Annotated in this window: 8 protein-coding genes; 3 read left to right on the plus strand and 5 right to left on the minus strand. The window is 62.0% G+C overall.

From position 1 onward, the window contains the following. Window positions 1-694 (plus strand): nucleotidyl transferase AbiEii/AbiGii toxin family protein (locus NTV05_12350; protein ID MCX6545184.1); only part of this gene is annotated, 694 nt, incomplete at its 5' end. A gap of 413 nt (window positions 695-1,107) precedes the next feature. Here the strand turns inward: NTV05_12350 and NTV05_12355 are convergent. The 5 genes from NTV05_12355 to NTV05_12375 all read right to left on the minus strand — a co-directional run bounded on the left by NTV05_12355 (window position 1,108) and on the right by NTV05_12375 (window position 4,983). Further along, a complete protein-coding gene (locus NTV05_12355; protein MCX6545185.1) occupies window positions 1,108-2,049 on the minus strand; it encodes an HNH endonuclease signature motif containing protein in 942 nt (313 codons plus the stop codon). Between the two features lie 384 nt (window positions 2,050-2,433). Then, window positions 2,434-2,805: a type II toxin-antitoxin system PemK/MazF family toxin gene (locus NTV05_12360; GenBank protein MCX6545186.1), complete on the minus strand. Its 372-nt coding sequence runs from the start codon at window positions 2,803-2,805 to the stop codon at window positions 2,434-2,436. After that, window positions 2,802-3,020, minus strand: a complete 219-nt coding sequence (locus tag NTV05_12365) for a hypothetical protein (protein ID MCX6545187.1) — start codon at window positions 3,018-3,020, stop codon at window positions 2,802-2,804. Before NTV05_12365 ends, NTV05_12360 begins: the two co-directional genes overlap by 4 nt. A 796-nt stretch (window positions 3,021-3,816) precedes the next feature. Further along, entirely contained in the window at window positions 3,817-4,428 is a 612-nt protein-coding gene (locus NTV05_12370; GenBank protein MCX6545188.1) for a hypothetical protein, read from the minus strand. A 300-nt stretch (window positions 4,429-4,728) separates the two neighbouring features. Next, window positions 4,729-4,983, minus strand: coding sequence for a hypothetical protein (locus tag NTV05_12375; GenBank protein MCX6545189.1), 255 nt, complete (start codon window positions 4,981-4,983; stop codon window positions 4,729-4,731). Between the two features lie 502 nt (window positions 4,984-5,485). Here NTV05_12375 and NTV05_12380 point away from each other — a divergent pair. Then, window positions 5,486-6,637 carry an ATP-binding protein gene (locus NTV05_12380; GenBank protein MCX6545190.1) on the plus strand — a complete coding sequence of 384 codons (1,152 nt, stop codon included), beginning with the start codon at window positions 5,486-5,488 and terminating at the stop codon, window positions 6,635-6,637. A gap of 384 nt (window positions 6,638-7,021) precedes the next feature. After that, window positions 7,022-8,959: hypothetical protein (locus NTV05_12385; GenBank protein MCX6545191.1), on the plus strand; the 1,938-nt coding region annotated here is incomplete at its 3' end.

Here is an 8,959-nt window from a genome sequence, read left to right on the forward strand (position 1 = left end):
GCACGTCGGCACGCTCGACGTGGACGTCAGTTTGGACGCCGAAGCCTTGGGTGATGGCGAATACGCCACCCTGATCGATGCCTTGCGTGGCCACGGCTACGACCAGCGCGATGAGTTGCGACGTTTCCAACTCGTGCGCCAGGTTCCCGTCGAAGATGGCGGCGCTCCCATCGACGTCATCGTTGACTTCCTGATGCCGCGTGATGCCGAGATCGTCAAGAACGACCCGCCATTGATCAGCGACTTCGCGGTGCAACGAGCCGACGGCGCGGACTTGGCCCTCCGCTTCTATCAGTTCGTGGCCATATCCGGACCGATGCCAGCCGGCGGTACGAACCGGGTCGAGATCGCGGTCTGCTCTATTCCGGCCCTCCTTGCGATGAAGGGGCATGCCCTCGCTGGGCGCTATAAGCAGAAAGACGCCTACGACGTCTACTACTGCATCCGAAACTACCCCGGTGGACCTGAAGCGCTTGCCGAAGCATGCCGGCCGCTTCTTGAACATGCGAGCGGTGACGCAGGCTACCGCCTCATTGCCGGCAAGTTCGATACCGTTGATGGCTTTGGGCCAACATGTGTGCGCCGATTCGTCGAAAACACCAATGTGCTCGGCGACCGCAGTCCGGAACAGTGGCAGCAGGACGCCTTCGGCCAGGTTGACGCGTGTCTGCAGGCGCTCGGTCTGAGAGACTGAACGCTGCGAGTCTGGCCGGCGACGAACAGCGATCTCGATAACATCTTGATGAACTGCGCACGAAACCACCGTTCGCAACCCCACTCAACCCAAAGGTCCTCGCCGAAAACCCTAATAGAACCGGCGCGATCCGTCACCAGCAACGTCGGCGTTTGCGCCTCTGGACCAGCGTTTCGGGTTTCAAATCCCTGCCTCTCAGCCAAACAACGCCTTCCCAATCAATTGGTTACGAGCACGCCCCGAAACAACTCGGCCGCCGTTCGATCCCGTTCTTGATAGAAACTTGACAAAATGTCGCGCCAACGGGGCCGGAGAACTGCGTGCTCCGCTACCGCCGCGTCGTGGCAGGCGTCCGCTCCGTCGCGAGCGTGGTCGACAGAGGAGACAACAATCGATGCGAATTGTGTGGACGCTTATCTTCCGAGGAGTTGATGCTTAAAGACGTTCGCGCGGTGGTAGTCCAAGTAGGCGCCCTGTTCTCTCGAGAACTCGCCGACGCGCACGCCGGCGTCGATGCCCCAGGCATCCAGCAACTTATCTCTGACCTCTGGAACGATCACCAGCTCTTGGCTCGTGGAAAACGTGATGTAGCCTTCATCGAACAGGTGATCGATGTGCGGTGATAGAAGCAAGCCGTTGGCGCCGTCGAGACGTTCGGTGTCCGTCGCATCGCGCCAGGGCTTCATGTGACTTGCATTAAGGTGCCGCGGCACATCCACCCTCGTGACTCGGCAGAACGTCTCCCGCAGCAGCACGTTGGACCTGAATACGCCTTGGCCGCGCCTGGCTCTGACCAACTGCTCCCGAAACGTCGGACCGATCATCTCGCGATCGGCGATCGTGTCGTCGAGGTCGGTGGGGTCTGGCGTGCGCTGGAAGTCAGCAATCGCCGCGTGCGCGTCCCAGTACGCTTGACCAATGAGCCCGATGAGAGCGTCCGCAAGGGCCTCGGGCAACTGGGCGAGGTAGACGGACTGCAGCCCGTCACCGTTCTCCTGAAGGGGTGAGTATTTGGATGGCAAGAAGGGTCGCAGGATCGCGATGTGGTCTTTCGGCCGGATCTGATTATCCAGAGTCCAGTATTCGACCGGCACGTACCAACCCTCTTGTGACCAGTTCGATCCGGCCGTTCCAAAGTCTGGCTTTGGACCGGTCTGTCCTCGTCCAGTCACGACACCAATGGCCTTGATGTGCGTGTCGCAGAACGAGAACACGACGTCGCCTGGCGACACTTCGCGCATGTTCTCGTAGAACTGGTTGCGGGCTCCGTTCGCGTTCTGCTTCGGCGACCACATGAAGCACCCGCGGATCTCAGCCCGGTACGTCTGGTTCTGGTTGACCCACCAGTAATGCATGGCCCAATCGCTCGCGCCCACTATAGACCAGTGACGGCACAGCTTGGCACGATCTTCTCTCTTGATTGTCGTCGAGTGACGATGGCATCGTCGTCGTCGTGACTTGGCCCAGCGACCAAGGGAGAACGGGAGGATGGTCAGGCCCCCGTCCAACAGCCACCAAGTAACAGGAGCTTCTTAACGGCTGTCTCAAGTAAGCGATAGGCCACCAGTGCTTACTTAGGTCTTGACTGCGAACGCTCCGTTGTCGATGTTTGCGTGTCGCCCAAGGGTGGCCCGTGACGGCTCGCTGTAGCGTCTCGTATGCGCTATCCGTTGCGGTCTTCGGATCCGGGACACAGATGAGGTCGGGGGGGCGCGAGAGGCGTGACACAAGTCGCGGCGTCAGCGCGCAGACTGCTCAGGCGGGTCAGGTCTCTGGTTCTTCGACAGGTGTTCGCAGAGCCGATCCAGCAATCGCTGGTGGCGGGCCGGGGCGATCGAGCCGATCGTGCCCAGCAGACGGTTCTCGGGAAGGACCGCGAGAAAACCAAGCCGGATCACTGACGGCGCCTTCAATCCGCTCGCGAAGTAATCGTCGTCTTCGGGGCGAATCGGATCGTCAAAGCCCTCAACCTCGTGACGCTGCCGGGTCGTAATACCGCACACAAGCCAGTCGCCAAACGGCGGCATCCTGCGGAGAGCAGCGGCGGGCCTGTTCTTCGGCTTGCCATCCGCCTGGGGCAGTACCACGAGAACGACATCCCCCTCGTTCACCGCCCACCCAACTGTGTCACCGAGTAATCAGGCTCATCGTCTCCGTACCCGCGAGCCAGATTCTCCGCCGACAGAACCGCCCAGTCCTCGCGGTCGGTGTCTGTCACGGACGGCAGGACGGTCACCATCAAGCGCGCGTTCGCCGGCAAGTCGAAAGGCTCATCGAGCTGGATGGTCTTGCCGTCGTAGTGGGCCTTGAGACTGACGGTAGGCATGGACCCAATTGTAGCGCAATCCCGAGACCAGAACGCTGCCTGAGACGAGCCCCTCCACACCGGCTGCGGTGCAACCCGAATCCGTCGCCGTGAATCGGCGAGAAACATCGATCTTGATAAAATCTTGATAAACTGCGCACGAAACCGCCGTTCTCCACCCCACCATACGCAGGGGTCCTCGCCGAAAACCCTAACAAGACCAACGCGATCCGTCACCGTCGACGCCGGATTTGAACCCGCACCAACAGCGAACCGCCAAGACCGAATCGACTCGGCCGACGTTCGATCCCGTTCTTGATAGAAACCTGACATTAAATCGCACCGTCAGGGGTGGAGAGCTTGCGTGCCACGCTGCCGCTTCGTCAAGCGTAGCGTTCTCCGATTGTGGCCGGACCATTGGCAGAACCCCGTAAAGGCGACGACTGAGGGCCAGGTGTCGTGTTCCAGCACCACTACGATTTCGGGAGCACTACCGTTGTCGACCTCTCTGTCGTCGGGGAGCTGATCGTCCCAGTGGCTTCCCAGGTGATCGTGTCGCTAGCGAACAACGAAGCCCCAGACATCCCGTGCTCCCAGTGCCCCGAACCGGCGGTCTCGTTATGTCCCGAGTGCGAAGTGGACGGGGAATCGTGCTTCCTCTGCGAAACCTGCTCGTCGCGACACCGATGCGGCGAGGAGATGCTTCGTCCCGTGGTGAACTCGCCCCGAATGGGCGTGTGCGGGTACAACGGGCCTGGCGCGTAGTACTCCGTGCCTTCGCCCTCAAGACATGTTCGTACCTCGATCCACGCTGGGCTCACCAGACGAGCCCCGGGTAGTGGGGCTGCGGCAGATGGCCGTCGCGGTCGTACGGGGGATCCTCGTGTGCCGGCACGTCGTAGTCGGGGAAGTCGACAACCCACTGCCGGCGGCAATCCTCGTCGGCGTAATACCGCAGGTAGAGGCGAATGTCCTCTTCGCTCCCGGTTCCGACCAGGTCCACGTGCCAAGCCGAACCCGGAACATCTGGGAGCGCGGGCACCTCGTCCCGCAGAACGCGGTGCCAGAGCGCACCATACAGATCGCGGTCGCTCAAGTGATCCGTGTTGGTGAGAAAGACATTCAGGAGCGCCAGACCCTGAACGACCGCCCACAGTACGCCCGTCAGCTTCTCGTCGTCGACCAAGTCCGGAGCGGGCAGCTCCACTCCCGCCGCGACCAGTTGCTGGAAGTTGGTCGTCGTCGGTCCGGCGGCCTCATCGAACTCGACGACGCGACGCCAGAACTGCTCCTGTTGCTCCAAAGAGACCGCGTCGGACATCCAGGAGACCATGTTGCCTCTGCTCAACTGCTCGGCCCGCTGCTTCAACGCCTCAATCCGCCGTTCCTCCTCGCAATCGTTGTTGCGATGGCTGCCGTTCGCACACATATCGCCGTCCCTCTTTCCCGGGCCGGATTCCGTAGCCCGGCTTGGGCCGATCCGCCGCGTGTGCGATTGCATGAATCGGACCAGACGCAGATGCCTCGATTTCCAGAATGAACGGCGAGGTTGCGAAAAGCAGTACGCAAGGAATGCCGAAGGTGGAGTAGCCGCTGATCGCAGAAACTGCGCTCAAACAGTTTACGTGGCGCCGCGGTCCGTCTCCACGACGTGCGCCGAACTTGACATTCAGTCCCCGCGATTTCTATCTCGCCGAGGTCAAGGCGGCGGGTCACAATCGACGGCCTGTCATCCTAGGTGTAGATGAAGTCCACGGTCGCCCGACCCAGAAAGGGCGTGAAGGCGCTCTGCGAGCGAGGTGTACTCTGCGTACGAAGTCACGTCCACGATGGCGTCGACATCCTTGGTCGAACGGATACCACCGGCAACTGAGTCCGTGACGAAGAGGCCGGTCGTACAGCCGCCGACGAAGACGAGGTCGTCGAGCACGGGGCCGAGCAGGCGGACGACGGACTCGAAGAGCGCGCGATTCGGGTCAGGCACGCAGTAACCCCCTGAGCCGAGCGCTCAACTCACGTTCGGCGATCTGTCGCTCGCGTGCGCGGCCATCACGCAGCGCGTCGATGAGCGCGAGAAGCTCGTAGAGGACAGGGTCTTTTCTCACGGCCTTCGGCACGGCCCTGCAAAGGGGTTCGAGCCCAACGCCGCGGCTTGCGCCTCTGGACCAGCGTTTCGGGGTTCAAATCCCTGCCTCCCAGTCAAACAATTCCTTTTAAATCAATTGGTTACGAGCACGCTCAAAAACGACTCGGCCGTCGTTCGATCCCATTCTTGATAGAAACTTGACAAAAAGTCGCGCCATCACCACCCGCTGAAACGTGCCTTCCACGATATTGAGTCCGCCAGACGCGCCCACACCACACCACAAGCAGGTGGTTACTCCCGAGTCAGACCACGAATTCGCTTGGGACGTGTCACGGCACCGCCGGACCGGTCACTACGACATGCATAGACAGTCAGCATATTTGCCGTTAATATGCTGTCAATGATTACACGTCGATACAGCCTGCCCAACCACTCGTTCTTCCTGTTCGGCCCGCGCGGGACCGGGAAGACCACGTGGCTGAAGCACGTGCTGCCGGACGCGCTCTGGTTCGACCTCCTGCGCACACAGGTGGTGCTGGCGCTCAGCCGGCAGCCGGAGTCGTTTCGGCAGCAGGTCGAGGCCCTGCCACGCGGACGCTGGGTCGTGATCGATGAGGTACAGCGGATGCCGGCCCTCCTCAACGAGGTGCACTCGCTGATTGCGGACCACGGGAAAGCCTATCGTTTCGCCCTGAGCGGTTCGAGCGCCCGCAAGCTGAAACGGCTGGACGTCAACCTCCTCGCAGGCCGCGCGATCAACCGGCAGTTCTTTCCGTTGACGGCATCGGAACTGGGCTATGACGTCAGCGTCGACCGGGTGTTGCGCTTCGGGTTGCTCCCGCAGATTCACATGGAGATCGATCACGCCGTCGACGTGCTGGATGCCTACGTCGCGAACTACGTCCGTGAGGAGATCCAGCAGGAAGCACTGGTCCGCAATCTCGCCTCGTTCGCGCGCTTTCTGGAAGTGGCGGCGCTCGTCAACGCACAGGTCGTCAACGTCGCGGGGATTGCCCGAGACGCCGCGGTGGCCAGGCCCACCGTCCAGGGATACTTTGCGACGCTCGAGGACACCCTGATCGGATGCTGGCTGCCTGCCTGGCGCAAGCGGGCGAAGGTCAAGGAGGTGGCCAGCCCGAAGTTCTACCTATTCGACCCGGGCGTGGCGCGGGCGCTCAGTGGACGACTTCGCGAGCCCCTCGACGGGCTCGAACGCGGGTTCCTGCTCGAGACCTGGGTGCTGCACGAATTGCGCGCGGCCATGGCGTCCCGGAATCTCGGAGGGCACCTGCACTACTGGCGAACACCATCCGGCGCGGAGGTGGACTTCGTCTGGACCCGTGGCGCGCGCACTGTGGGGATCGAAGTGAAAGCGGCCGCCACGTGGCGACGGGAGTATGGGGCCGCCCTTAAGGGCCTGATCGATCAGGGGGTGCTGAAGACCGGGCACGGCGTGTACACGGGATCGGCTGAACTCAAAGACGGGCCGCTCCACATCTGGCCGATCATGCGATTCCTCCAGGAACTGACGGCGGGGAACATCCTCGATTAAGCCAACCAGAAACGCCTCGGTCCACCCCACCCCTCCGCAGGTGCGGACGGGTAGCCGCTGCCACAGCCCTCGCATGGAAAAGGTAAAGCCGCTTCGCTTTCAATGGATTCCTCGATTGGCACTCGATAAAATCTTGACAAACTGCGCACGAAACCGACCTTCTCGACCCCACACGCCCCAAAGGTCTTCGCCGAAAACCCTAACAAAACCAACGCGATCGGTCACCGTCGACGTCGGGGCTTGCGCCTCTGGACCAGCGTTTCGGGGTTCATGGGACATGGTGCAAAACTGAACAGCAATCTTCTGGTTTCGGCCTTACCCTCGCGGAAGCAGCGTTGAAACGCTGGAAGAATGCCAAATTGCGCGACCAGAAGGAGCCATGTGATGAAGAGCACCGTCGGTTTTACACATTCTTGCGGGCGCGCATGCCTGCTGCTCTGCCTGTTCGCCGTCGCCGTGCGACCAGCCTTCGCCGTCGCCGTGCGACCAGCCTTCGCGGCCGATGATCCACCAACGCGCGTGGCCCGGCTGAACTACGTGGAGCGTGACGTCTCCTTCCAGCCTGGCGGCGAGATCGACTGGGGCTGGGCGAGTCTGAACCGGCCGATGACGACGGGAGACAGCCTCTGGACGGGCGACAGGTCGAGAGCCGAGATGCACATCGGGTCGACGGCGATTCGCGTGGACGGCCAGACGTTGATCTCGTTTCTGAATCTGGATGACCGCACGGTTCAGATCCAGTTGAACTCCGGCACGATCGATGTGCGCGTGAGGAATCTCGACCGAGACGACGTGTTGGAAGTGGACACGCCGAACCTCGCATTTACGATGCTCCAACGCGGCCATTACCGCATCACCGTTGATCCGGATGGCCGATTCACTACCATCACGTTACGCGACGGCCAGGGACAGGTCACCGGCGGAGGCGAAGCGTTTCTTGTGGATGGGGGTTCCCAGGTCCAGGTCTCCGGCACCGACGATATCCGCTATGACGTCTACGATCTCCCGGGCAGGGACACGTTCGATCAGTGGTCGTACAACCGGGAACTGCGCGAAGACCGCTCACTATCAGCCCGTTACGTTTCCCTGGAACTCACCGGCTATGAAGATCTCGATCAGAACGGCACCTGGAGGACGGATCGTGATTATGGTTCGATCTGGGTTCCGACACATGTCTCGCGAGATTGGGCGCCGTATAGAGACGGGCACTGGGCCTGGGTGGCTCCGTGGGGCTGGACCTGGGTCGATGACGCGCCATTTGGATTCGTGACGTCGCATTACGGCCGGTGGGCGTACGTGAACGACGGGTACGGCGGTCGAGGCTGGGCTTGGGTTCCGCCACGCCGCGAAGCGAACCAGAACCTGTACGCGCGCCGTCCTGTGTATTCCCCGGCCCTCGTCATCTTCGTAGGGAATTCGCAGTCGTCGCGGGAACTTGAAATCAGCGGCAGGGTGGCCTGGTTTCCCCTGGGGCCTGGCGAAGTGTACGTGCCCGCGTACCAGGCAAGCCAGACGTACGTTACGAACGTGAACATCACAAACACCGTGGTCCAGCAGACGACGATCACGAATGTGGTGAACAACATCGTTCAGACGACGACATACTCGAATCAACGAGTGACGGGCGCGGTCACGGCAGTGCCGCGAGCGACCTTCGTGAACGCGCAGGCGGTGGCCGTGGTAGCGGTAAGTGTCGCTCCGGGCGCGATCGCGGCGGCTCCGGCGGTTCACACCGCACCGGTGGCTCCGGAGAGAGCAAGTGTGATGGGACCAAACAGGCAGCGCGCGACAGGCGCCACAGCCGTCAACGCCCCGCCGAACCCCCCGGACGCGGTCATCAGGCGGCCGGCCGTGGCCAAAGTCGCGCCGCCGCCGCCGCCGGTCGCATTCACGCAACAGCGGCAAGCCCTGCAGGCAAATCCTGGCAAGCCACTTGACGCGAGGACCGAGGAGAATCTCCGCGCGGCGGCGCCGCCGCGCGAGGCTCGAATTATAAGGACAGCCCCACCCGCGCCAGCGGTCAAACCAGCTGAACCGGCAACAAAAAAGCCCCAGCCGGCGACGTCGCCAAACGCAGTGCCGCAGGTCCTTCCGCCAACCGCTGGAATTCCCCAGGCTGTCGCGCGGTCAAAGGAGACCGCTCAACAACAACTGGCGGCGGAGAAAACCAGGCAACAGGCTGCGCAACAACTAACAGCCCAGCAACAGGCAGCCGCCGACAAGATCAAACAGGACGCTGCGCAACAACAAGCAGCCGCCGACAAGATCAAGCGGGACGCCACCGACAAGATCAAACAGGACACTGCGCAACAACAGGCAGCC

Source organism: Acidobacteriota bacterium (assembly GCA_026393755.1).
GTDB lineage: Bacteria > Acidobacteriota > Vicinamibacteria > Vicinamibacterales > JAKQTR01 > JBAXOX01.